The sequence below is a fragment of the Janthinobacterium sp. CG_23.4 genome, from assembly GCF_029892305.1.
In the GTDB taxonomy this organism is placed as follows: domain Bacteria; phylum Pseudomonadota; class Gammaproteobacteria; order Burkholderiales; family Burkholderiaceae_D; genus Janthinobacterium; species Janthinobacterium lividum_D.
This window is the reverse complement of sequence record NZ_JARXUX010000001.1, coordinates 2164465-2187406: the sequence shown is the minus strand read 5'-3', so window position 1 is coordinate 2187406 and position 22942 is coordinate 2164465. Positions and strand designations below refer to the sequence as shown.

Here is a 22942-nt window from a genome sequence, read left to right as displayed (position 1 = left end):
TACTCGTCATGATTACAAAATAGTACCGGTAATGCGCAGGCCATCCAACAAGTTCAGGTCTGTGGTCCTCACAAAGGTCGCGTAGTCTATAGGGCGCTCAATGCGGGATTCCGCGTTAGGCAGTACATAGGCCCAAGCACGCCCCGTCGCTTCGTCATAGACCAGTTTGAAAAGGCGAGTAGGTTTCCAGACCTTGCTTTTGCCGACAGTTTCGTGCCCTGGGTCGAAAATCGGACCAGAGAACACGAACACATTGCCCTGTGCCCGAAGGGCAAATTTACGGGTGTCCTGCTCCACTTTGTTCCAATTCTTACGATTCGAATTCGGGTCTTGTGGGACCATGTTCGAAAGGGCGAAAGACTGCGACATTGCCATCTGGTCAGGAGAGTCAGCAGCAGGCGCCATGTGGCCTCTATCTACCGCCGGTTGCTGGCTACGGTAGTCATTCAGCTCAGCTCGGCCGTTCGCAGGGATACGTGGGTCAGCAAAGAAGTCATTGGTGCGCACTTCGCCTTTGGCATCCAGCAGGCGCGCCGCAGACAGTCGCTCTACGACAACCAGAGGGGTCTTGCTGGTCTGGGAATAGAGCACAGCGAAGTCGTTCGAGCACAATGCCATCGGCTTCAATGTGGTCGTGAAGTATGCTATGTCGAGGAGCTTATTGCTAGGAAACTGGTCAGCACATGCTTCAAAGGAATTCCGGCGTTGCTTGGCGGAGTAAAGGGCAAGCGCTTCAGCTTGGCTAGTGGTACCAACGTAGCGCTCTTTCTTTTCCTGTGGAACACCGAAGTCCAGCAGGCCACGGTCATTTGCGATGCCAATAAATGCTACAGAGAGGGCAGCTAGCCCTGCTACAACTTTACGCAGGTTCATGGGGGTGAGCTCCTAGAATTTTGATGAGTATATCACATTGAGTATGTCTACTCAATGCAACTCGTTGTAGTTAGGGGTTGAGTATGGTTTGGGCCGGGTGTTGCATGTGGCCGCGGTCGAAGCCGCTGCGCGCATAATCGGCCAATTCTGCGCGCTGGGCGGCGGGCAGCTTGGGTTCGGCATGGAAGGAATTCTCGCGCGACAGATCATGCGCCGCTTCCAGCTTGTTCGCCGTCAAGTGCTCGGCCGACCACAAGGGCGTGCGCGTCAGCCCCGAATGCATCACGCCAAACACCTTGTAGCACAGTTCTTGCGTCGCCACGTCCAGCTTCGGGTTGGTGATTTCCGGCTTGCGGCCATCGACATAATGGGCCGGACAGGCATCGGCATGCGCCAGGTTGGCGGCAAAAGCGCAGGCTAGCAAGCCGCACGCCAGGGTCAGCCTGGCGATCGATCGTTGAATCATATTTCCTTAAATGAAATCTTTGCAGGCCAGCATTCTAGCGGACGCCGGCCTTCACCACCAATGCGCACAAAGCTGGCGTGCGCGCCTGTGTGCGAGAGGCAACGGGCGTGCATGCGGCGCTGCACGCAGCTGGCGCAAATATAGGTCAAGCGGCTGCGCACTACTATTCATATCTGCTAAGATTGTCTTGATTTATTCGCATCGACCATTCAACACTTGGAGAGCATATGATCAAAAAAACCCTGCTGCTGATCGTTGTCGTCGTCGCCGCCATCCTCGGCTATGCCACCACCAAGCCCGACACCTTCAGTGTCGAGCGCGAAATTGTCATCAAGGCCCCGCCCGATAAAATCGCCGCCCTGATCACGGACTTTCATTACTGGGCTGCCTGGTCGCCATGGGAAAAGCTCGATCCAGCCATGCGCCGCACCTTTATGGGCACGGCCAGTGGCCTGGGCGCGCAATATGCATGGCAAGGCAATGACAAGGTGGGTGCCGGCCGCATGGAAATCACGGAAGCGGCCCAGCCCACGCGCACTGTCATCAAGCTCGACTTCCAGAAACCATTCGAAAGCCACAACACCACTACCTTCAGCATGGCAACCGAGGGTGACGGCACCAGGGTGAACTGGACCATGACTGGCCCCAGCCCTTACGTCAGCAAGGTCATGATGGTTTTCGTCAGCATGGACACGATGATCGGCAAGGATTTTGAAAAGGGCTTGAATAATCTGAAGGCGGCGGCGGAGCGCTGAGGCGCCCGCTAGCGGCAGAAACAGGAGTCACGCGGCCCTGTTTTTTAGGCCGCCCCCTTGTGCTCAGGTCCGCTCAGAACTGCTCTATCCAGGCGGCCAGATGATCGGGCGTAAGCGCCGGTTCAGCCTGCACCACCTTGCCTTGCAGGCCGAGTTCCGTCTTGCTCAGCTGCAGGGACCAGCCGCGCCGCGCCAGCCACAGCAAGCTGGCCAGCCAGAATGCGTGGATGGATGAGACGGGCATGGTGGTGGGCGACTCCAGGAATTGCGTCAGCAGGCGTGCATCGAGGAACAGCGCCGTGCCGCCCTGTTGTTGCAGAGCAGCACCAAACACGGGCAACAGCATGTCGATGGTTTGCTCCACGCCGCGCCCCGGATGCTCGCGCTCAAGCGTGTCGAGCTGCAGGCGCACGGTGGCGGCAAAGGCGGTACTGCGGAAGGCTTCCGAACTGACCAGGTCGGCATAATCCATCAGTAGCCAGTCCGGCTCGGGCGGCGTGACGCCGGCCGTCAAGGCCGCCGACAGATACGCCTCCACGGGCAGCTGCTGCTCCGCACCAGCCAGGCTGGCGCACAGCGCATACAGGGTGCCGATGCGGTTGGCGACGACTTGCCGCTGGCGCACCATCAGTTTTTCGCGCAGTAATTGGGCATGTTCATTGCGCAGCCGCGCCAGTTCCAGCGTTTGTTTCAACTCCATGCGCAGGGCCGCGATATCCCATGGTTTCTGGATGTAGCGGTGGATCTGCCCCTGGTTGACGGCTTCCACAGTGTGCTCCAGTTCAGAATACGCGGTGGTCAAAATGCGCACGATATGCGGATGACGGTCCCAGGCATATGACAGCAACTCATTGCCGTAGGCGCCAGGCATGCGCTGGTCCGACACCAGCACGGCGATGCGCTCGGCGTGCTCGTCGAGGATGCGTTTGCCCTCCTCGACCGAGCTCGCTGTCAGCACGTTGGCCAGCGGCGCAATGGCACGCTGGAAGTATTTGAGGGCGTTCGCTTCGTCATCGACATAGAGTATCGTCGGCAAGCCTTGCACCGGCTCACGCTGAGCCGGTAAACGCAGATGGGTCTCAGTCATGCTCGCTCCTTATGTGTACGGGGAAATTCAGGGTCACCGTGGTGGCACTGCCAGACTCGGTGGCGATATCGAGGTTGCCGCCGAACGATTGCATCATGCGCTGACAAAACACCATGCCCCAGCCCTTGCTTTCGTCGCCGCTGGCACCGATAGGGTCGTTCAAGAGCTGCGCCACAATTTTCGGGGCGATGCCGGCGCCATTGTCGCGCACCGTGATGCGCCCCGCATCGATGCCGATGCTGATCGCAGGATGCGCTTTCTCTGCAACCGAGCGCAAGGCGTTCGCCAGCACGGACGAGACGATGAGCGCGACGCAATTGGGCGACTCGGCAATGGCGAAATCCTCGCCTTGTTCGAGCGTAATGGCGGCGCGCTGGGCCGTGTTCAAAGGATAGCTGTCAAGCAAGGTAGCCAGCAGTTGACGCGCGCTGCCCGCGCTGCGCCCGCCTTGCATGCCGGGCCCGGCGCTGGCCAGGCGCAGCGTGTCGACAAAGCTGGCCAGCACGGACAGGCAATAACGCGCATTGTCGTGCATCAAGATGGCCGCTTCGCCGATTTCCGCTTGCACTGCGGCGTGCGCCTGCGTACGCCGGGCGATGCCGCGCGCAAAATTGGCGACGGCTGCCAGCGGCGTGTTCAATTCATGCGCCAGGAAGGCCAGCGACTCCTCCATCGCCACCAGCGCCTGGCGGCGCGCGACACGCTCGCGTCCCGTCTGCACGGCCAGCTGCAGCGCCGTTTGCATGGCGGACAAGTCGAGCGGCTTTTCCAGCAGGCGAAATAGCGTGCCGCCGTTGATCAATTCGAGCAGCACGTCCTTGTCCGCGTACGCCGTCACCAGCATGCACACGATGTGCGGATAACGCTGCGCCACTTCCTGCAGCAACTCGCTGCCAAGGCGTCCCGGCATGCGGTAATCGGTGACGAGTACGTCGATGTGGATACCCTTGTCTGCCAGCACAAACAGTGCCGCATTGACGCTCTGCGCCGTCAGCACGCGATAGCGGGGACCGAGGCTGCGCTCGAAGTATTTGCAAGCGAGCGCTTCGTCATCCACATACAGCACGCTGGCGCGGCTATCGTTGTGCATGCTGACAGCCCTCCCAGTCAGAGCGCTGCAAGTCGAAATTCATGCTGGCCCATTGGCCCAGCTCGCTTTCGGCGCTGAGGGTGCCGCCGTGGCGCTCGATCACGCCATAGCTGATGCTCAGGCCCAAGCCCAAGCCCTGCCCCACTTCGCGCGTCGTGAAGAAGGGTTCGAACACGCGCGCCAGGTCTTGCGCAGCAATGCCGGGACCGTTGTCGCGCACACTGATGCGCAGGCGCTTGTCATCCCAACGGGCCGTGATGCGGATCTCGAACGGCGGCACATTGCCCTTGCGCATGGACAGCACGGCATTGCCCAGCAAATTGATCAGCACGCCGACGATGGCCGCCTCGTCGCCGCGCACCAAGGTGTCGGCAGGCAAGTCGTGGCTGATGCTGACATTCTTCGTTTCATGCCCCACCAGGCGGATGGCCGCATCGAGCGCGCTGCGAAACTGGAAGTGGCCCGTTTCGAGCTGGTCGCCACTCTTGCGGTAAGCGAAGGTCTTCAAGTCGGAAACGATGTGCTGCACGCGCAGCATGCCCTGCTTGGCGTCGGCCAGGCACTCACTCACCAACGCACTTTGCCGGGCAGCCGGGTCTTCGATGGCTATTTCGATGGCCATCATGCAGAAATTGACGGGATTGTTCACTTCATGCAGCATGCCGGCGGCCAGGGTGCCGATGGCGGCCATTTTCTCCTGCTGCAGCATCTGCCCCTTGATATCGGCTAGGCTTTTATTGGTTTCTTCCAGTTGCGTGTTCTTTTGCGCCACTTCCGCCTTCAGCTGGAACAGCATGAAGCGAGCGCGCTCATTGAAATGGGTAAACACGGCGCTGACGCTGGCCGACATGATGAGAAATAAACAGTTGACGACAAACGTCCCCGGCAAGTCGAAGCCGCCTGCATGCCAGGCGCAGGCGGCCACGTACAACAGGCAGGAAATGACGCCGAAAACCATGTTTTGCCACAAGCCAAACGCCAGCACGATGCCGGACGAATAGATCGCCAGGGTCATGCCCACATAGTAGATGGAAGTGGCGCCTTCGGTGACCGCGATCATCGAGGCGATCATGATTTGCGGCAGGATCAGCCACACAAAAGTCAGTCCCTCGATGCGCTCTTGCCCCCAGCGCGTGCGCATGGCAAGCACGACGCAAAAGATCAGCGCCGACACGACGATGCGCGCACCGGTGAAGACCGACTGCTGGTCCGGATACAGGGCCGAATCGAGACCCATGCCGAGCAGGATCAGCATGATGCCCGTGTAAGCCCCGCCGCGGCTAAATTCCAGGCGGAATTCGCGCAAAACAGCGGCGTAGCCGGCGTGCAGGGCTGGCGTATCCATCAAGGAATGCTCACTTCCGCAAAGACATTGACACCGGTGGCGTCGACATAAATTTTCGGCTGCGTCGCATGTTCGGGCAACAAGGCCGACAAGCCCGCTTCATCGCGATAGATCAAATGCCACTCCAGCAAATGCTCCATGCCAAACTTGCCCGGATTGTCAGCGTGCACATTCGTCACCAGCAAGCGCCCGCCTGGTCGCAGGCGCGAAGCGAAGTGCAGCATCAGGCGCGCACAGACCTTGTCGGACAGGTAATCGAACAGGCCGGCGCAATACACCGCATCGTAACTGCCGGGCGAGCCCGTGCCGCCCGAGCCATGGCGGCGCTTGAGCAGCTTATGCACGGAATCGTGCACATAATCGATAGCCACCACGCGTCCCGTGCGCTGCATGATGCTGCTCAGGCGCGCGCGCGTCCAGTCCAGCGTCTCGCTGCTGAAGTCGACCAGCTCGAAGGCCAACCACTGCGCATCGGGGCAGGCTTCGATAAAACGCTGCACCTCAATGGCCGGGCCGCAGCCCACGTTGAGCACCCTGTAGACGCGCCCGGCGGCACGCGCCGCGCGCGCCTTTTGCTCCAGGAATTGCGTCAGGATATCGATGCGGTTGCGGTGCGCCGTGGCCACGGCCGCCTGCAAAAATACCGCATTGACGATCTGGAAGTAGGTGCTCGGCCCCTGGCGCGGATCGTCCAACAACTGGTTGACCATCTGATAGTCACCTGCATAGCCTAGCGGTTTTGTGTACGTGCGAAAGACGAACGGTGCGCGCAGGATCAACGGGTGCAACGCCGCCTGGGCGAACGCGCGGTGGGCCGGCGCCCGCTCTTCCTCGACGAGCGAGGCTTCCACCTCGAGCTGGCGCAAGTACAGCTGGGTTTGCTCCATCAGCGGCAAGGCCAGTTCATCGAAGATATCGGCGCGCAGGCGGCCGTTTTCCTTCGGCAGCGAGTCGGACAAATCGACCTGCTCGACCCAGCGCGCCACTTCCGTCAGAAAGGCGCGCATTTCGTTGACGACGATCTGATAATCGCGGCGGATGCGGAAGCGCTCGCCCCAGCCGGCGACAAAGGCGCTCGATTCTTTCGCTACGGCGCCCTTGACCACCACCACGTCGCTCAACTCGCGCCACTCATCGATCAGGGTTACCGAAACGATGGCGGTCAGGCCAGTATTGACACTGCTGATGACGACGGCCTTGCCCACGTAGGCGTTCTTCGCCCCCATGCGTACCGTCACGTCATTGAGCATCTCGCTGACCTGCACAATCGAGTAGGGATTGTAGATTTCCATGACCAGAGAATTGCGCTGCAAGTTAACCATCGTGCCGCGCACGGCCTCACCCTGGGTGTTACGGAAACTGACGACTGGATCGATCTGCGATTGTGAATACACGATTGAGCATTATCAAGTTGCCCGGTTCACGGCGCACCACGCTGGTCGCGCCAATTTCCAGGCTGGGTTAAGGCACGGCACACCGATCGTCTGCCGCTGTGCCTGAGCGCCTCAAAGCGCGTCTGTTCGCTCTCTGATCGAGTGTACTATGGATGTGGTAGAACGGGCAATTGTTCCCTCTACAACAACTGTCTGCGGCTTAGGCACGCGACGCGCCCGCTTCAGCTTAACCGGCTACGAACAGCGCCAGCGCATGACGCAACAGTTGCGGCGTTTGCCCGGTCCAGCGCTTGAACGAGCGGCGAAAGTTGGTCGCATCATGAAAGCCAAGGTAAGCGGCCACGCCATCGTTGTCGTAGCCATGCACATGGAACAGATAGATGGCCTTGTGCGCGCGCACCTGGTCCAGTTCGGCCTGGAAATGCGTGCCGTGGCGCGCCAGGTGGCGCTTGAAGGTGGCTGGACTGACGCCAAACTGCTGCGCCGTGCGCTCCAGCGTGGGGGCGCAGCCGATATTGGCCAGCAGATAGTCGTACAACGCGCCTGGCAGGCTGGCGGCGGGCACGGGCGCCATTGCCGCCGAGCGCAGGGCCAGCGCGGCCGCCGTGGCATTGCCGCGCGGCCAGTGCTTGTCGAGCCAGCCCGAATCGATGAGCATGGCATCGACCTGGCAATCGAAACGCAGCGCCTGGCCCAGGTGCACTTCATGCTGTTCCACGTGACGCGGCCGCGCACGGTTGAAGCAAAAGCGCCAAGGCAGCGCCTCGCCGGCCAGCCAGCCAGCGGCACATGGCGGCCAGCGCCGTCATGTGCATTTCCACCAAAAAAGGCAGCTGGCTTAGTGCGCCGAACGCATCGGTCCAGTACAGCACCTGCAACTCGCCCGCCGCACGCAAGCGGGGCTGCAGCAACGGACACAGCAAGGTATGAAAGGCGCACAGGATGCCCAAGGCCTGGCGCAGATTCTGCGCCTGCAACAAGGCATGGCTGGCGGCGCCGTAATGACCGGGCAGCATTTGCTGGCCCAGCATGAAGCTGGTGTCGGCACTGTCCAGGCCGCGCGCCACGTTGGCCAGCAATTGCAGGTATTGGACGGCGCTGACCTGGCTTTCCGCCGATGGCAGCGCAGCACCATCGAGGCCCGTGCCCTTGAGCAACGGTGCCGTGGCCAGCTCGCGGCTACGCGCGTAATCGAGTACCAGCGCAGGCTGATGATGGGCCGGTACACGTCAAGATAGTTGTCACATAAATCTATTTTAGAATGCGTCGATTTTGTCCTTTCCTCAGCAGGTCATGCGGCGTGGCGCTGGTCAAGTTTGGACGGCGGGTTAAGCCAAACCTCGTCGGCTACCTGCCACGCGCGTGGCGGCCGTTTCCAGCGCAACGGATGGCGCTACCGCGCCTGCGCGTAGACCTCGCGCCGCTGCCGCAGAACGGCGTCGGCTACGCCGCTGTGGCGCTGTTCTGGTGTCACGAAGGAGAGGCCGCTATGCAAATGCTCGCCGTTATACCAAGTGACGAATTTCAGCACCCATTGCCGCGCCAGGTCGATGTCCTCGAATCCATGCGGCGGGTAGCCCGGCGCGTACTTGCAAGTGCGGAACCAGGCTTCGATATGTGCGTTGTCGTCAGAGACGCCGGGGCGGCTGTGCGACGGCGTGATGCCCAGCGTCTCCAGCTTGGACTTGAGCGTGTGCGCCTTTTGCGCCGCGCAATTGTCGGCGTGCAGGACCAGCGGCTTGCTGTGGGGGCGGCGTTCGCGCCAGCAAGCCCGTTCCATCAACGCGGCCGCCTCGTCGCCGCTCTCGTGCGCATGCACCTCCCATGCGACCAGCTTGCGGCTGAACAGGTCGATGACGGCGTACAGATAGAAGAACATGCCGCGCACCTGGCTGGGCAGATACGTCACGTCCCAGCTCCACACCTCGTTGGGGCCGTGGGCCACGTGGCGCTGCGGCTCGGTGGTCTGGGGCGCCTTGGCGCGGCCGCGATGCTGCTGTTTTTGCGCAGCACGCAGTATGCGATAGAACGTCGATTCGGACGCCAGATAGGTTCCCTCGTCGGCCAGACGCGGCACGATTTGCGCCGGTGGCAAGTCGGCGAAGCGCGCCTGGTGACAGACGTCGAGCACGCGCTGGCGTTCTTGCCCGCTCAGCTTGTGCGCCGGCACCGGTCGCACCGCCGTCGGTCTCGCATCGGCTTGGACCTCGCCCGTGCGGCGCCAGCGTGCGACGGTGCGCGCACTCAAACCCAGTTCGGCACAGGCCAAACCAAGAGGGGCGCCATCCTGGCAGGCTTGCTCAATATCGGCGACCAACTCCTGGCGCTGCGGCAACGCAATCATGCGTCCTCGCCGTCTGTCCACAGCGCTTCGTACTTTCGGGACAGCACCAGCAGTGCCGCCGTCTCGGCCAATGCCTTCTCCTTGCGGCGCAAATCCCTTTCCAGTTCGCGGATGCGTTTTTTGTCCGTCGCCCGTTCGGTGGCGCCAGCTCGGCTCTGTCCAGCAGATAAGGCCGTGTGGACTTCAGTGCGCCAGCGTTCCAGCTGCTCCACCAGCAATCCCTTGCGACGGCAGTACGCCGCCAATTCAGCCGCGTTCAGCGGGGCCGCCTCCAGCACCACCGCAAACTTGTCGGAGGAACTCCATTGCTCGGGATTTTGCCCATCGCCGGCCACCGCGCGGCCTTGCTCGCGTGCCTGCTTGCGCCACAGGTACAGCGTAGCTTCCGGCACTCCGGTGAGCTGTGCCACTGCAGCCACAGGCTTGTTATGCGGCGCACCCATTTGACTAAGTGGGCGGTCTCAAGGGCTTTGTTGCACAAATAAATTGAGGTTGTAATACCCCTTACCCCAGACGGAGTTAGGCCATTGCCACCGTCAACGGGGTGCCGAGCCGGGTGAAACGATTGAGGATGGCGGCGCGTACTTGCAGCTCAGCGACCTGGCGGTCGAAATCGCGTGCCATCACCCGTTCACCGAGCAACTTGAAGCATCGCATTTTGGTTTCCACTAGACTGCGTCGATGATAGCCGGTCCACTTCTTCCATATCCTACGACCAAGGCGCCGCATGGCAAGCAGTATGGTATTGCACGCTTCGGTCCCCGGTCGATGGTCTTTCCAAGGCTTGCCGTTTTTGCGCGTAGGAATAATGGCGTGTGCGCCACGCAGGGCGATGGCGTCATGGCAGGCCTTGGTGTCGTAGGCACCATCGCCACTGACGCTTGCGATGGCTTCGTTCACGTTAATTTGGTCGAGCAAGCATGGCAGCATCGGCGCATCGCCGGTAGCATTGTCCGTCACCTCAATGGCGCGGATTTCCAGGGTCGTGGCATCAATGCCAAGGTGTACTTTACGCCACTGACGGCGGTAGTCGGCACCATGCTTCTTCGTTTTCCACTCACCTTCGCCCAACATCTTGATGCCGGTACTATCGACCAGTAAGTGTAATCCTGTCGTCGTCGCGTTCGCCGTAATCGTCACAGCAAGATGCTTTTGACGACGGCTGACGGTGCTGAAATCGGGAACTTCCCAATCCAATCCAGCCAGCTTTAACAGGCTTTGTGCCATGCCCGTCGCCTGTCGTAACGCCAGGTTGAACAGCCCCTTGATGGTGAGGCAGAATTGAATTGCTGCCTCACTGTACTTCGCACTGCGCCCACGCTTTCCGCTGGCACTACCGTGCCAGCACATGTCCTGGTCTACCCATATGAGCAGCGAGCCGCGCTGCTTTAGCGCTGCGTTGTAGGCTTTCCAGTTTGTCGTTCGGTACTTTTGCTTGGTCGGTGTGCTCATGCCGCCAGTTTACCGAAATCCTGCATCAACTGGGGAAGACGGCGATTTGTGCAACAAAGCCTAACTGTAGCGTATTTTGCTAGAAAATATCGAAAAGGAAGCCGCGATACGGCAATAAAGTCGGCAACTATTCAATCAAATATCGCCCCGCTTAGCAAGCTGCCAGCAATTGCCAGGCTTAGGCATATTAAAATAGCGCCCCATGACCTCATCCGCCTCGACCTCCCCCCTGCCCGACAGCATTTTGCTCTCTTCCCTCGCTGTACTGGGAGGGCAGATTTCCGTCAATCTGGGGGCGGCGATTGCGAAGAATCTGTTTCCTGTCATGGGCGTCGAAGGCATTACCGCATATCGCGTGGGGTTTTCGGCGCTGATCCTGCTGGCGATCTTCCGGCCGTGGCGTTTCCGGCTGACGCGCAAGGATGTGCTGAACTTGCTGGTCTACGGTGCCGTGCTAGGACTGATGAACTTGCTGATTTACCGCGCGTTTGCGCTGATACCGATCGGCATTGCCGTCGCCATCGAGGTGACGGGGCCGCTGGCGGTGGCCATGCTGGCGTCGCGCCGGCCGCGCGATTTGCTGGCCGTCGCGTGCGCCGTGTTCGGCCTGTATTTATTGCTGCCGCTGCAGGGTAGCCCAGGCAGCCTGGATCCGGTCGGCGTGGCGTACGCGCTGGGGGCGGCAGTATGCTGGGCGTTGTATATCATCTTCGGCAAACGCGCCTCGACCTTGCAAGGCGGGCAAGCTGTCGCCTGGGGCATGACGGTAGCGGCCATGGTGACTGTGCCCATCGGCATCACGTATTCCGGCACGGACCTGCTGGCACCGTCGATGGCGCTGATGGGCCTGGCTATCGCCATGCTATCGAGCGCCCTGCCGTACTCCCTGGAAATCTTTGCCCTGCGCCGTTTGCCGCAAGGGGTGTTCGGCATGTTCAGCAGCGCCGCGCCCGCCGTCAGCGCGCTGGCGGCGATGGCGGTGTTGGGGGAACTGCTGAGCCTAACGCAATGGCTGGCCATCGCCTGCATCGTGTTCGCATCGGCCATGGCGGCGCTCGGTGCCCAAGGCGCCAAGCGCTGACACTATTCAAACTATTTGCCTACCCATTGCTGCGGCGCTTCCTGTACCGGCACTGGCACAGGCACCGGATACTGACATCATTGCGCCACTGGCCGGCAGGTTTTGCTGCCCGCCTGTAGAATACCTTATCGCGTGCCATCTCGGACCTCTGGTCCTTACAGCCTATGCCAGCCTCACTGATGATCTCTGCCAGCTTTCTTTTGCGTCTGTTCTCACCGCTCGCCGCTACCGCCTTGCTGCTGGCCCCAGGCGCTACCGCGCAGGCCGCCGCCGCTCCCGCTGCTCTCACGGGCAATGCCGAAGCGGGCAAGGCCGCGTATCACAAATGCGCCTCCTGCCATCAGGTGGGGCCTTCGGCGCGCGCCGGCTTCGGCCCCAAGCTGACGGGCGTGATCGGCCGCAAAGCCGGTTCCACTACCGACTATAAATATTCGGCTGCCATGAAAAACGCGAACATCGTCTGGACCGAGCAAAACCTGGCCAGCTACCTCAAGGCACCGAGCGATTTCATTCCTGGAAACAAAATGCGCTTCTGGGGCATCGGCAATGCCCAGCAAGTAGCGGACCTGCTGGCCTACCTGCGCACGCAATAAACACCTCCGATTAGCGCCGGCAACAAGGCATGCTTCACATGCCTCCATAACGCAGCTGACAACGGCGGCACCGACTGCACTTCACGCACTTGCGCTCTTTGTTGTTGACGATGCGCGCCGCGACTTCTTCCTTGCGGCCCGCATGCGCAGCGAGCGCAGCAAGCGCTACATGGCCAGACCATACGCGGCGCAGGGTCTGAAACGGCAATTTTGCTGACTAATCGCTGCACAGTGACTCAACGCACAGACCAGCGCCAGCTCCTGCGACAAGATAGTGCCATCCTTAAGGAGAAGCCATGTCCGCCACTCCCACTATGCCAACCACTCCCCCCATCCCCCAGCCGCGCCAGGGCCAGGCGCCTGCGCCGCTGGACAGGGTTGAATTTCATCTGCAATTCATCCGCTCGTTTGTCGACCCCACGTTCGACGCCGTCAGCGGCGCCCTGGTGCAGGTGGAAGAAGTGGCCTGGAAGAATTACCAGGATGGCCGCAAGGCGCCCGTCACGCAGAAGGCGGGGCCCGGTTTTGCCGACCCCGACTACGAACTGTCGGTGGAATGGCTGGCCACGCGCGAGCGCCTGCTGGCCGCCGCAGCGCGCCAGAAAGAGCCAGCCACGCCATCGCGCGTGCTGCTGATCTGCGGCGCGGCGCGCAACGACGGTTCTTGCCCAGGAGAAATCTCAAAGACCTGGCGCATGACGCAGTGGGCCAAGGACGTGCTGCAGGCCGAGCACATCGAAGCGGACGTGCTGGACCTGAGCTTGCTGACATCGTCGTATGACTTGCACATCCATCCGTGCAAGGGCTGCGTCTCGACGGCCATGCCCCTGTGCCACTGGCCGTGCAGCTGCTATCCGAACCATGGCGAACGCCAGACAAATGACTGGATGGCCGACATTTACGAGCGCTGGACGGCCGCGCACGCCGTCATCATCCTCACGCCCGTGTACTGGTACCAGACGCCTGGCGTGCTGAAACTGATGATAGACCGGCTCGTCTGCGCCGATGGCGGCAACCCCGACCCCACGACCACGCATGGCAAAAAAGCCGTGGAAGCGAAGGCTCTGGAATTACAAGGCTGGAATTATCCGAAACACCTGGCCGGACGCGCGTATGGCCTGGTCGTGCATGGCGACGTGGCCGGCATCGAAGGCGTGCGGCGGGGCCTGTCGGATTGGCTCGACTGGATGGGCCTCATCGATGCGGGCGCGAAATCGCGGCTGGACCGCTACATCGGTTATTACGACAGCTATGCGCAAAGCCATGAGATGCTGGACCGCGATACCCATGTGCAGGAAGAAGTGCGCAACGTGGCGCGCGCCGTGGCGCAAGCCGTCCAGCGACTGCGGGCGGGTGAGCTGGTACCGCCCGATGCGCCATTACAGGCTCCACGGCCAAAATGAGGCCGCGCCGGCCTACCCCGCCTTGCGTGTCGCGTGGCGACACAGTGCCAGGAAACGGTTCAAGCGCGGCGACAGAATCTTTTTGGACTGGCGCAGCAGGTAAAAGTTGCGCTCCAGCGGAGGCAGCATGGTTTCCAGTTCCACCAGTTGCCCACTGGCCAACAGATCGGCCACCACCACGCGCGACAGGCAGGCGATGCCCAGCCCGGCCGCCGCGCCATATTTGATCGCTTCCGAGTTGCTGAATTCGCCTGCGGCGCGCAAATAGTGCAAATGTGGCAGCAGCGCTTGCTCCACCGCCTCGCGCGTGCCCGAGCCCGCTTCGCGCAACAGCCAGCCCGCCTGCTGCAATTCCACAAAGCTGAGCAAACGGCGCCGTTGCGCCAGCGGGTGCGCGGGCGCAGCGACGATCAACATCTGGTCCGTCAGCCACGGTTCCACCAGCAAGCCCGCTGCGTGACACGGCCCTTCGATGAGGCCGATATCGACACGAAACTGCGCCACGGCGGCGGCGATGTCGGCCGTGTTGGCTATCGTCACCTGCGGAATGCTGGGCCCATGCTGCAGCGCCGCCTGCGCCAAAAGCTGCGGCAACAGATAGATGCCGATGGTGGTGCTGGCGCCGATTTGCAGGCTGACGGGCACGGACGGGTCGGCGCCCGCAAACTGGCGCTCGATGCTGTCAGCCGCGTCGCGCATCTGCCGCGCCTGCGGCAACAGCAGGCGGCCATTGTCGTTGAGCAGTAAACGCTTGCCCACGCGGTCGAACAGTTTCGCCTCCAGCAAGGTTTCGAGTTCATTCAGCGCCGCGCTGGCGGCCGATTGCGACAGCGCAATGTGCTCGCCGGCCGCACTGGTGCTGCCCGTGTCCGCCACGGCCAGGAAAATTTGCAATTGCCGCAAGGTTAACGCCACGCTTTCTCTCCCCTATCTACCTATTTTTAAGGTTGAATATACAAAAACAATCCGTTTTACCATTTAATAGGCGCACTGTACAGTCATGCCAAACACACCAGTAACCATGGAGCACGGCATGTCATCGCTATCAACACGCAACACAACAAGTTTCTGCGACCGCTATGGCCGCCTTCTTCCAGGCCTGCTGCTGAGCGGCGTGATCGCCTATGGCGCCATCGTCCTGGGCAAGCTCGCATGGATGCAAAGCCACGGCATGAGCGCCCTGACACTGGCCATCATGCTGGGCATTGTGCTCGGCAACAGCGTGTATGGCCGCCTGGCGCCCACTTGCGGCGCGGGCGTGGCGCTCTCCAAGCAGACGTTCTTGCGTCTGGGCATCATCCTCTACGGTTTTCGTTTGACGTTCCACGATATCGGACAAGTGGGCATGGCCGGCATCGCCATCGACGCGCTGGTGCTGATGTCGACGTTTGGCCTGGCCATATTGCTCGGCACCGCAGTATTCAAGCTGGAGCGCAACAGCGCCATATTGATCGGCGCCGGCAGTTCCATCTGCGGCGCGGCAGCCGTGATGGCGACGCAACCCGTGCTCAAGGCACACAGCGAGGACGTCAGCGTAGCGGTCTCGACCGTCGTGCTCTTCGGTAGCATCGCGATCTTTGTCTATCCGCTGCTGTATCAATGGAATCAAGGCTGGCATGTGCTGGCGGCCACGCCTGCCGCCTTCGGCGTATACATTGGCTCGACCGTACATGAAGTGGCGCAAGTGGTGGCGGCCGGCAAGTCAATCGGCCAGGAAACGGCGAATGCGGCCGTGATCGCCAAGATGGTGCGCGTGATGATGCTGGCGCCCTTCCTCGTCATCCTGTCGGCAGTGCTGGCGCGCGGCAAGGGCCAGGCAGGCGACAGCGGCCAGGAAAAGGCGGCCGCGCTGGCCATTCCCTGGTTCGCCTTCATCTTTATTGCCGTGCTGGCCTTCAATTCGCTGGGCCTGTTGCCAGCAAGCACAGTGGCCAGCATCACCGAATTGGACACGGTCCTGCTGGCCATGGCCATGGCGGCTTTGGGCTTGACGACGCACATGTCAGCCATCGGCCGCGCCGGTGTCAAGCCCCTGCTACTGGGCGGCCTGCTATTTTGCTGGCTGATCGCCGGTGGCGCCGCTATCAACCATGTCGTGGCCAGCTTGTTTGCCTGAATCTGAAGCTGAAGATGAGCTTGAGCTTGAGCCTGATTCAAGCGTGTGCCACTGACGCACGAGTCGAAAACTCCGGACAGTCAGTGCGTTTTGACTCCACACTCCCCTTTCGGACCTCCCCCAGGAACACCCATGCATCTGTCGAACTGGCTGGCGCACTGTACCTGGTGTACCTGGTGTACCTGGGCATCGCGCAATGGCATAGCAAGACCAGCATCGTCGCCGATGCACGCGTGGCGCTCGGCACGGCCAATTCAAGGAAAGAAGAGGCAGGGCTGCGGCACTCCACGGCGCGCAGCGGCACCTCGTCGGTGGCGTTCCCGTTGTTGCGATACGCCATGCCCGTCACGCTGTACCCATCGTCTGGCCTGCCCTGGCTATAGCGCAGCACGCCGCTATATTTACGCACGCTTTGCGGCACCTCCCACAGTCCATTGTTGCCGTTGACCTACAGGCCGGACAACAAGTGCCGTTCATCCTGAAAAGAACTGCTCGTGACTCGCTTCTGAAGATAGGCAAAACACCGGCGTTAAGATTCAAACATTTGCGCAAAATCAAGCTGCAAAACATTTGTTTTAAAACAACTCAATAAATCGAGGCAAGGTTATCTTTAGAGAGAATGTTGCCATGTAAAAAGTGCATACTAGCTTCCAGAATCCGCGCACAAGACCGGCCCGCCAGCATCTCCCGCCACGCCTGCCGCTCTTTCGCCCGCGCCGCACCGCCGCGCGCATCAGGGCTGTCGCTGTGATTTCGCCGTCTAAGCGACGCCCTGCCATGTCGACCATGCAGGCTGGCGCAGCCGCGGCAAAATCTTTGGTTTTTTCCATATTGTCAGACACCGGCACGCCTGCACGGCGCGGCCTGGCGACCACTTTGAACTGGAGAACTACATGACATTGTTCCTGCCCTCTTCCACTCTGCTGACACCGGGCGACAATCCCGATAGCCAGCGCTTCGTGCTGGCCTCGCAGCAATGGATAGACTTGCAGACGCGCATCCAGGCCGTGCTGGCCCTGCCGTCGGATATCGGCGAATACGAACAGCGCTACGGCGACGCCTCGTCCGGTTCGCAAATGAAGGAATGCTTCGACGCCATGCGCAAGCTGCGCCAGACGGCCGAGCGCTACGGCAGTCCCAGCAGCCTGCGGGCAAAGATCTTGCGCGACCCGAATTTCCTGGCCAGCGGCACGCGCCCGAAAAACGATGCCTTTTCCGCCACGGTCTGGACCGTGGAACGGGCGCACCGCGATGCCTTTACGCTGTCGTCGACCTTGCGCAGCATCCCGGAAATGGCGCGCCACGAATCGGCGGCCGACGTCACGGCCGGCATCAAGAGCCTGTTCCTCAACAATGGCCAGATACTCGACAATATGCAAAACACCATCGCGCAAATCGGCGAGTTGATTGCGGAATTCGAACAAATCGAAACAGCGCTGGACGAAGCCCAGTTGCTGATGCGCACCTTCACCGAACGCTCATCGAAGACACGCACTGAACTCGACAAGGAAATCGGCGCGCTGGGGCAGAAAATCGGGGAACTGGAGCGCGCGCGCGACGCCGCCTATTCGAAATGGCTGGCATTGACTATTTCCGCCTGCATCGTACCGGCCGTCATCGGCATCGTCGGCATTGCCATCATGGTGATCCTGGCCGTGCCCACGGGCGGCGGCAGCTTTGCCATCGGTTCGGCCGTCACCGGCGGCGGCGTGGCGCTGTCCGCAGCGGCGCTAGGCGCGGCGGCCGGCGTGGCGCGCGGCAAATACGATGGTCTGGTACAAGAAGTACACGATCAAAGCGCCTTCCTCGCCAAGCGCGTGTGCTACCGCAGCGACCTGGGCGCGCTCGATGAACTGATGAAATTCTCGCTGCCGGCATCGAACGGCATCCTGGGCCAGTTGCGCAGCGTGCAAGCGGCCTGGAGCGCATCGGCGCGGGAACTGGGCGCGCGCGCCAGCGATTTGAGCGTGGACAACCTGCATACCGGACCATGGCTGCGCGAAGCCGAGATGGTCAAGGCTGCCGATGGCTGGCGCACGCTCGACAACGCCTTGAAGGCGTTTATTACCGGGTCCTTTGTCGATGCCAATCTGATCGGCTTTGGCGCCAGCTTGCCGCCAGACCAGCCCGACTGGCAGCAGCAACTGGCGACCAGGCTCGCCGCCTGACGCCAGCGTTTTCAGTCGCTGTTTTCCGTACTTCCACGCAGTCTGATCTGATCACTGAAGGGAACTACCATGAGTGTTACCGCTATCAATACCGCCGCCACGCCATCGATCGAACCGCCCCCAGGCCTGACCACGCCGGCCAATCCCCAATCCGGACAAAAGAGCCAGTTTGCCCTGTTCAGCGATAGCTGGATCGAATTGCAAGCCTATGTGGGCTCGGCCAGCGAGTTGCCCATCACCAAGGGCGATTTCGAAAGCAAGTACGGTGCCGTCGATGGCTCGCAGACGGTACTCGATTGCATCGGCGCAATGAAAAGCGTGCAAAACGCCTCCACCGAATTCGGCAACCCGAAAAGCCTGCGCGCGGCACTGATCAAGAATCCCGGCCTGCTGGCCACGCCGACGCCGCCGACAGAGATCTACACGCACACAGTATGGCTGGGCCAGCGCGTGCATGACACCTCGACCAAGCTGGTGAGCGGCTATCAAAGCGTGCTCGATGAACTGCCGGGCCTGCCGGCCAAGGAACAGGTGGAGAACTTGAAAGCCTATCTGTTCGACCAGACCATGGGTCCGATACCGCTGGCGCAAAAAATGTCGACCGAAGTGGCGGCACTGATCAGGAAGCTGGGTCTGTTCGAACAGAAAATGAATGAATACAACAGCAAGCTGCAGGCATTTACCAGCACTTCGTCGACGATGATCGCTGATGTAAACCGCACCATCGGCGGCCTGGAAACGAAGATCGTGGAGCTGGAGAAACTGCGCGATGCAGCCTACAAGGCCTGGCGCGACTTCACCATCGCCGCCGTCACGGCGTCCGTCGGCTGCGCGCTGATCGGCGGCCTGCTGGCGCCATTCACGGGCGGCGTCTCGCTGCTGGTGGGCGGCGCAGCGGCCATCGCCACCGGCGTCGGGCTGGGCGTCAAGGCGGCGCAGAATCGTGCCGCCTACAACGAATATTGCACACAGATCAGCAGCCAGACGCAGGAATTGCAAAAGAAACAGCGGCTGCGCAGCGACCTGGGCGACTTCAACACGCAGATGGCGCGCGTGGGGCCGGCCATGTCCAAATTCCTCAGCAGCCTGCAAACGGTGGAAGGCGTATGGGTGCAGATGAATACGGACATGATCACACTGGGCAACAGCATCACGGAATCGAACGTGGGCAGCATGCCTTTCCTCGTCAAGGCGAAAGCCAATCTGGCCATCGATTCCTGGCAAGCCATCGATGACAGCGCCAAGCAGTTTACCGTGCAGTCGCTGGTCGACTACGACAACCTCGCATTCGGCCAGCACTTGTCGGAAAACCAGCGCGCAGCTTGATGACTTTGCCCCCCGGTTCAGGCACCGGGGGGCAAACATACCGATCGTTGGCATACAGAAAGGCAAACACCATGTCGAGACAATTCGGATATCCGCTGGCAGTGCAACAGGCGGCACTGTGGCAACCGGTTGATGATGGCAATCCCCATCTGGCGTTTGAAGGCAGCAGCGCCTGGGAGCACCTCACGTACTACATCGTTCAAGCGGACAAGCAGCAGCCCGGTCCGGACAAGCCGCTGGCAGCGGCGGCGCAAGCCGTAGCGGACGAGGCTGCCCGCTTTGGCACGCCGAAAAGCTTGCGTGCCCTGCTGGCCACATCGCCTGACGCCCTGGCGCAGGACACGCGGCCGGCCATGCTGTACGCGGGCCTGGTGTGGTTTGTCTTGCACCTGAAAAGTTCGGCTGCCAGCATGCTGTCGTATCAACAATCACTGCTCGAGGCCGGTGTTGTCGCCAGCGACAGGCGCGAAGTACTGCATGCGCTGGGACCGATGGTGGAAGAAGCGCGCGCGTCCATTGCCCCCCTGCGGCAAGGCTTGAACAGCTGGAAGGATGGCGTCTTGCCGGCGAATGCGGCGCTGGCCATGCTGGCAACACAGACGGGCACCGATCTGCAGGCGCAGCAAGAGGCGCTGGGGGGCTTGCTGGCAGCCATCGCATCGATAGAGGAACAATTGGCGCACCTGGGCCTGTTCAGCGGGCACAAGAAAAAGGAACTGGAGGCGCAGTTGCACGCCTTGCGCGAGCAGCTGGCGCGCGACACGGCGCTGTCCGAACAGCTGCGACTACAACTAGAAGGCGTCAACCTGCTGCTGGCCAATAGCGGCTGGCTGGAAGCGGCTATCGATGAGCTAAGCCATTGGCTGGACGGCTTGCGCACCGCGTGGAGTGCTCTCGGTTCCGGTACGACCCAGCTGGCGGCTGATGCCAGCGACGCGGAACTGGGCAACGACAGCTGGCTGGCGCAAACACTGGCCAGCGCCAACGCCTTTCCCCTGTGGCAGGCGCTCATCGTCGCCGCGCAACGCTACGCCAGCAACGCGCTGCTCGACTTCCCCGCGCCGCCCAACGCCACGGGATGGCAGCCATGATGCGCGCCGTCGCACGCCTGCTGCATCTGCTGGCCATGGCCACTCTGGCCCTGGGACTGCTGCATGCGCCCGCCATGGCGCAAAACAGCAATACCGCCGCGCTGGAAAACGCGCTGCGCCAACTGGCGCAATTCCAGCGCGAAGTGGCCAATATGCGCAATGCCGTACGCCAGCCTCTGGGACCGTACCCGCTGTCGACGCAGTGCAGCTGGTGCAGTGAGCACGCGTGGTGGGGCCTTGGCATGTGCACCAAGACGACCACGGAAACATGGTCGCAAAATGTCGATTTCACATGGACGCGCAACGAGCTTGATCAAGTGCTGGCCCGCGCCGAACGCGATGCGGGCAACCTGGGCGCGACCTATGCTCCCACCCAGGCGTGGATAGACAGCTTGCCAGCCTTTAGCCGCGCCTTTGACGCGAACGCCGATCGCGTGCTGGCGGTGCAGGAGCAGATTCGCCAGGGAATCGGGCCCAACGACGAGCAGCGGCAAACGGCGACGCAGGCGCTGCAACAGCTGAGCAGCGACATGGAGCGCAGTTCGGCCCAGCTGAAGGCGGGCACGCAGGCGCTGGCGGTGTCGCTGCAGCAGCAAAGCGCCTATCACGAACAGATCCGCCTGGCCATCGAGGGTGCCGACCGCTCGGCCCAGGAAGCGCTGCGGCAGATTGAACAGGCGGCCCAGTCGCATCACTGCCAGGATGGCTTGCCGCAAAAGTTCAACGCCATCCGCGACGACTTCAAGCGTTCGATCCTAAGCATCTCGGCAGCGTTCCAGCAGCTCGATAGCAGCAGCCGCGGCGCCGAGACCGGCCTGGCAGCACTGCTGGGCGCTGTCGTCACCTCGCAGACCGACATGCAATCCATCCTCGACCTGCTCAAGGCGGAGCAGAACGACAAGCTGGGCAGTTTCCTCGAGCGGCTGCACCTGAATGCGGCGAAACAGCAATGGCACGACCTGGCCAATGCCTATACGCGGGTGGCGCGCGAATCGGCGCTGGCGCAAGGAGGCGGCTGACAAAGACTGACACTGGCGCGATGTCGCCGCTTTGCGCCGTCTCAATGCCACGGCCGCCCTACTTCCTATGATGAGCATATGCAGCTTGTGCAATGCCGCATCTATTGGGGGGGCCGTGGGCAAATCGGATACCAGCAGCGTCGGCGCCAGTGCGCCGGCAGCGGTGCGCAAGAAAGATGCGCTACCATTCATCCTGCTATACATCCTGCTGGCGGGCTTGCTGGCCGTCATGGCGGGCGCCCTGCTGCCGCCGTACTACCACGCTGTACCGGCGCTGCTGTGGAGCATGGGCCTTTGCGTCAGCGGCATGCTGCTGGGATTTCTGTTCGGCATACCGCGCAGCCTGCCACTGGGCACCGTCAACGCCGCGCCGTCCGACGAGCGGGCCAATGGCAAGGCTAGGCCCACGGACGAGCCACCTGCGCCTAACGCCGATGCGGCGGCCGACAACGCCAGAAATACCCTGTTTTTGGGCACGCCCACACCCATGGAAATCAATTCGAACCTGGTGGAGGTGTCGGACTGGTTGACGAAGATCATCGTCGGCGTAGGCTTGATCGAGCTCAAAAGCTTGCCCGGCAGCGCGCACAGCATGGCCGCCTTCATCGCGCCCAGCCTGGCCACGGACATGCCCACGGCCATGGCGCTGGTGGGCGGCATCATGCTGTTTTTTTCCGTGCACGGTTTCCTGATCGGCTACCTGCTCACGCGCATTTACCTGTCCATCATGATCAAGCGCGCCGACAGCCTTGTCAAAAATGAGTCCGTGCGCCTGGAAAGCGGCAAGGAAATCGAAGTGACGGAACTGAGCCGATTACAGCAAAAGTCACTCGACGACATGCAGCAAGCCGTCACGCAGCTGCTGCTGGCCCATCCGCCCGATGGCGGCGCGGCCGTGACGGCCATGGCCGGCGTGCCGACGGCGCAAAAACCATCGAGCCTGGTGCTGTGGCTGGACGACCATCCGCGCAACAATACCTTGCTGGTGGAACAACTGGAACGGGAAAACATCAAGGTGGACCAGGCCGTGTCGACCCGCCAGGCACTGGCCATGCTGCAACAGAAACGCTACGCCCTGTTCATCACGGACATGGGGCGGGTGGAAAACGGCCGCAGGCTCAAGGATGCGGGCGTGCGCACAGTGCGCGAGGTACGGCAAGTGCAGCCGGAGCTGCCCATCATCGTATATTGCAGCAAGGATACGGTCGCCAACTACGGCACGCAAGCGGAAATGGCCGGCGCCCGCTTCATCACCACCTCGGGCACCAGCCTGCTGGCCAGCGTCAACCAGCTACTGCATCAGGGACGCGCAGATGGCGCTCCTTCGTTTATCTCATGA

22 protein-coding genes and 1 pseudogene are annotated in these 22942 nt (G+C 61.5%); 11 read left to right on the top strand and 12 right to left on the bottom strand.

Going from position 1 to position 22942, the window contains the following annotated elements:
- Positions 1–12: 12 nt before the first annotated feature.
- Together H4V96_RS09915 and H4V96_RS09910 are read right to left on the bottom strand one after the other, a co-directional pair.
- Positions 13–873: a DNA/RNA non-specific endonuclease gene (locus H4V96_RS09915; RefSeq protein WP_280720898.1), complete on the bottom strand. Its 861-nt coding sequence runs from the start codon at positions 871–873 to the stop codon at positions 13–15.
- Between the two features lie 103 nt (positions 874–976).
- Positions 977–1339: pseudogene (locus tag H4V96_RS09910) on the bottom strand (DNA/RNA non-specific endonuclease); the annotation flags it as partial.
- Between the two features lie 227 nt (positions 1340–1566).
- Between H4V96_RS09910 and H4V96_RS09905 the strand changes: the two are divergent.
- Positions 1567–2094, top strand: a complete 528-nt coding sequence (locus tag H4V96_RS09905) for an SRPBCC family protein (RefSeq protein ID WP_196856663.1) — start codon at positions 1567–1569, stop codon at positions 2092–2094.
- 73 nt (positions 2095–2167) lie between these two features.
- Here H4V96_RS09905 and H4V96_RS09900 read toward each other — a convergent pair whose 3' ends face one another.
- The 9 genes from H4V96_RS09900 to H4V96_RS09860 form a co-directional block, all read right to left on the bottom strand.
- Complete coding sequence (locus H4V96_RS09900; RefSeq protein ID WP_196856664.1) at positions 2168–3181, bottom strand: response regulator; 1014 nt, start codon at positions 3179–3181, stop codon at positions 2168–2170.
- Complete coding sequence (locus tag H4V96_RS09895; RefSeq protein ID WP_196856665.1) at positions 3174–4271, bottom strand: hybrid sensor histidine kinase/response regulator; 1098 nt, start codon at positions 4269–4271, stop codon at positions 3174–3176. Before H4V96_RS09895 ends, H4V96_RS09900 begins: the two co-directional genes overlap by 8 nt.
- Positions 4258–5616, bottom strand: a complete 1359-nt coding sequence (locus tag H4V96_RS09890; protein ID WP_010397842.1) for a HAMP domain-containing sensor histidine kinase — start codon at positions 5614–5616, stop codon at positions 4258–4260. The genes H4V96_RS09895 and H4V96_RS09890 overlap by 14 nt, the downstream gene beginning before the upstream one ends.
- Positions 5616–7010 (bottom strand): class I SAM-dependent methyltransferase, encoded by a 1395-nt coding sequence (locus tag H4V96_RS09885; RefSeq protein ID WP_196856666.1) that lies wholly within the window; start codon positions 7008–7010, stop codon positions 5616–5618. The genes H4V96_RS09890 and H4V96_RS09885 overlap by 1 nt, the downstream gene beginning before the upstream one ends.
- Positions 7011–7236: 226 nt before the next feature.
- Entirely contained in the window at positions 7237–7728 is a 492-nt protein-coding gene (locus H4V96_RS09880) for an AraC family transcriptional regulator (protein ID WP_280720897.1), read from the bottom strand.
- Complete coding sequence (locus tag H4V96_RS09875; protein ID WP_280720896.1) at positions 7715–8167, bottom strand: AraC family transcriptional regulator ligand-binding domain-containing protein; 453 nt, start codon at positions 8165–8167, stop codon at positions 7715–7717. The genes H4V96_RS09880 and H4V96_RS09875 overlap by 14 nt, the downstream gene beginning before the upstream one ends.
- A gap of 236 nt (positions 8168–8403) precedes the next feature.
- Positions 8404–9354, bottom strand: coding sequence for an IS3 family transposase (locus tag H4V96_RS09870; RefSeq protein ID WP_196856667.1), 951 nt, complete (start codon positions 9352–9354; stop codon positions 8404–8406).
- Positions 9351–9764 carry a hypothetical protein gene (locus H4V96_RS09865; RefSeq protein WP_196856668.1) on the bottom strand — a complete coding sequence of 138 codons (414 nt, stop codon included), beginning with the start codon at positions 9762–9764 and terminating at the stop codon, positions 9351–9353. The genes H4V96_RS09870 and H4V96_RS09865 overlap by 4 nt, the downstream gene beginning before the upstream one ends.
- Before the next feature lie 109 nt (positions 9765–9873).
- Positions 9874–10806, bottom strand: coding sequence for an IS5 family transposase (locus H4V96_RS09860; RefSeq protein WP_280720895.1), 933 nt, complete (start codon positions 10804–10806; stop codon positions 9874–9876).
- Positions 10807–11008: 202 nt separating this feature from the next.
- Here H4V96_RS09860 and H4V96_RS09855 point away from each other — a divergent pair, with 202 nt between their 5' ends.
- The 3 genes from H4V96_RS09855 to H4V96_RS09845 all read left to right on the top strand — a co-directional run bounded on the left by H4V96_RS09855 (position 11009) and on the right by H4V96_RS09845 (position 13883).
- Complete coding sequence (locus H4V96_RS09855) at positions 11009–11887, top strand: EamA family transporter (protein WP_029496377.1); 879 nt, start codon at positions 11009–11011, stop codon at positions 11885–11887.
- Between the two features lie 164 nt (positions 11888–12051).
- Positions 12052–12480, top strand: coding sequence for a cytochrome c family protein (locus H4V96_RS09850; protein ID WP_280720894.1), 429 nt, complete (start codon positions 12052–12054; stop codon positions 12478–12480).
- Positions 12481–12776: 296 nt separating this feature from the next.
- Positions 12777–13883: a flavodoxin family protein gene (locus H4V96_RS09845; protein WP_280720893.1), complete on the top strand. Its 1107-nt coding sequence runs from the start codon at positions 12777–12779 to the stop codon at positions 13881–13883.
- A 12-nt stretch (positions 13884–13895) separates the two neighbouring features.
- On the opposite strand, the gene H4V96_RS09840 is transcribed toward H4V96_RS09845, so the two are convergent.
- The gene (locus H4V96_RS09840) at positions 13896–14798 is read right to left on the bottom strand and encodes a LysR family transcriptional regulator (RefSeq protein WP_196855386.1); all 903 of its coding nucleotides are present in this window, start codon (positions 14796–14798) and stop codon (positions 13896–13898) included.
- 118 nt (positions 14799–14916) lie between these two features.
- Here H4V96_RS09840 and H4V96_RS09835 point away from each other — a divergent pair, with 118 nt between their 5' ends.
- From H4V96_RS09835 to H4V96_RS09805, 7 genes are all read left to right on the top strand, one after another.
- The gene (locus H4V96_RS09835; protein ID WP_196855387.1) at positions 14917–15999 is read left to right on the top strand and encodes a YeiH family protein; all 1083 of its coding nucleotides are present in this window, start codon (positions 14917–14919) and stop codon (positions 15997–15999) included.
- Between the two features lie 83 nt (positions 16000–16082).
- Positions 16083–16382: a hypothetical protein gene (locus tag H4V96_RS09830; RefSeq protein WP_196855388.1), complete on the top strand. Its 300-nt coding sequence runs from the start codon at positions 16083–16085 to the stop codon at positions 16380–16382.
- Between the two features lie 510 nt (positions 16383–16892).
- Complete coding sequence (locus H4V96_RS09825) at positions 16893–18167, top strand: alpha-xenorhabdolysin family binary toxin subunit A (protein ID WP_010397822.1); 1275 nt, start codon at positions 16893–16895, stop codon at positions 18165–18167.
- Positions 18168–18236: 69 nt separating this feature from the next.
- Positions 18237–19493 (top strand): alpha-xenorhabdolysin family binary toxin subunit A, encoded by a 1257-nt coding sequence (locus H4V96_RS09820; RefSeq protein WP_010397819.1) that lies wholly within the window; start codon positions 18237–18239, stop codon positions 19491–19493.
- Positions 19494–19564: 71 nt separating this feature from the next.
- Positions 19565–20584 (top strand): hypothetical protein, encoded by a 1020-nt coding sequence (locus H4V96_RS09815; protein ID WP_196855389.1) that lies wholly within the window; start codon positions 19565–19567, stop codon positions 20582–20584.
- Positions 20581–21603: a hypothetical protein gene (locus tag H4V96_RS09810; RefSeq protein WP_196855390.1), complete on the top strand. Its 1023-nt coding sequence runs from the start codon at positions 20581–20583 to the stop codon at positions 21601–21603. Before H4V96_RS09815 ends, H4V96_RS09810 begins: the two co-directional genes overlap by 4 nt.
- 115 nt (positions 21604–21718) lie before the next feature.
- Positions 21719–22942 (top strand): response regulator, encoded by a 1224-nt coding sequence (locus H4V96_RS09805; protein ID WP_196855391.1) that lies wholly within the window; start codon positions 21719–21721, stop codon positions 22940–22942.